A 1,588-nucleotide genomic window follows, 5' to 3' on the forward strand; every position below is an offset into this window, starting at 1 on the left:
GGCCAGAAACTGGTTAATTTGATGCTTTTCGTCGCGTTGATGCAACTTTTTATTTGGATAATCATACCGTGCTTTGAAGCGAAAGATCTGCTGACTTGAACACACTTCAGCGACCCTCGCATCATGATACAGACGCACGGTTAAGGACGGCAGGCTCCAGTAAGTCACAGCCGGTGCCGTTTGTTCGATCGCGACAAGCGTAGTGTATCGGGTCGATTCAACGATCGTTAACCGATATTGTGCGTTTGCCACCTGATAGCTCACTGTTTCGCCGGCTGCGTCATTACGTGGCAACAGGCGGCGCAATTGCGAATAATTGGTTTCGCACAGGCGCATCATTTCAGGGAAGTCAGGTGTGTAACGCTTCATTTTTTCCACTCAGTTTTTAACTCTTGATAGTGCAGCTGTAACCATTGCAAAGCGATGACAGAAGCCGCGTTGTCGATTATCCCCTCTTCTACCCATTGGTAAGCCTGTTCCCGGCTCACCACATGAACACGAATATCTTCGTTTTCATCAGCCAGACCATGAATTCCGCTCGCGGTCGTGGCGTCCACTTCACCCACCATAATCGATGAGCGTTCGCTGGTGCCTCCTGGGCTTGCCAGATAACTCAGCACCGGTTTTACGCGTTTAACGTTAAGCCCGGCTTCTTCCATCGCTTCACGGCGCGCGACATCTTCCACGCTCTCACCTTCTTCGATCATCCCGGCCACCATTTCCAGTAGCCATGGGCTTGCGCTGGTATCAAACGCCGCGATGCGGATCTGCTCGACCAGCACAACTTCGTCCCGCTCAGGGTCAAAGGGTAGCAAGACTGCCGCGTGTCCGCGCTCAAAAATTTCGCGCTTTACCTCACCGCTCATACCGCCGTTAAACAAGCGATGGCGGAACCGATAAAGATCCAGTGAAAAAAATCCGCGGTATAGCGTTTCTCGTGCAATAATTTCTACATCATTTTTAGTGAAAGTCATTGGCAAGTTGTCTGGTTTACGCATTGTGCTGTCCTGAAACCAATAGTGTTTAAAATGTGAATTTCAAGGTCGTTTGACTGATGTTTCAACGCCCTTGTGTTAAATTGATGCAAATTAACGCCGTATGGCACGTAACGCCAACTTTTTGCAGTGGCGGATTCTGCTAGAATCAGCAAATATTTTTACAATTTGATCAGCGCTAAATACTGCTTCACAACAAGGAATGCAAATGAAGAAATTGCTCCCCATCCTTATCGGCCTGAGCCTGTCGGGGTTCAGTACTCTGAGCCAGGCAGAGAACCTGATGCAGGTTTATCAGCAAGCACGCCTGAGCAACCCGGAATTGCGTAAATCCGCCGCCGATCGCGATGCTGCATTCGAAAAAATTAACGAAGCGCGTAGCCCATTACTGCCGCAACTGGGATTAGGTGCCGATTACACCTACAGTAATGGCTACCGTGATGCAAATGGCGTCAACTCCAACGCCACCAGCGCATCTCTGCAGTTAACTCAGTCCATTTTTGATATGTCAAAATGGCGTGCCCTGACGCTGCAAGAAAAATCAGCGGGCATCCAGGACGTGACCTATCAGACCGATCAGCAAACGCTGATCC

3 protein-coding genes are annotated in these 1,588 nt (G+C 49.6%); 1 reads left to right on the forward strand and 2 read right to left on the reverse strand.

Translation table 11 applies throughout. The annotated features are described in order from the left end of the window. Together KQJ18_RS23865 and nudF are read right to left on the reverse strand one after the other, a co-directional pair. A partial coding sequence (locus KQJ18_RS23865; protein ID WP_216422936.1) for a DUF1249 family protein occupies positions 1–369 on the reverse strand: 369 nt, incomplete at its 3' end. Further along, a complete protein-coding gene (nudF, locus tag KQJ18_RS23870) occupies positions 366–998 on the reverse strand; it encodes an ADP-ribose diphosphatase (RefSeq protein ID WP_038633920.1) in 633 nt (210 codons plus the stop codon). The genes KQJ18_RS23865 and nudF, both read right to left, overlap by 4 nt. Positions 999–1,203: 205 nt before the next feature. Here nudF and KQJ18_RS23875 point away from each other — a divergent pair. Next, positions 1,204–1,588, forward strand: a 385-nt coding sequence (locus KQJ18_RS23875; protein WP_216422935.1) for a TolC family protein, incomplete at its 3' end; no start/stop codon positions are given.

Source organism: Citrobacter sp. S55_ASV_140, assembly GCF_018919505.1.
GTDB lineage: Bacteria > Pseudomonadota > Gammaproteobacteria > Enterobacterales > Enterobacteriaceae > Citrobacter > Citrobacter werkmanii.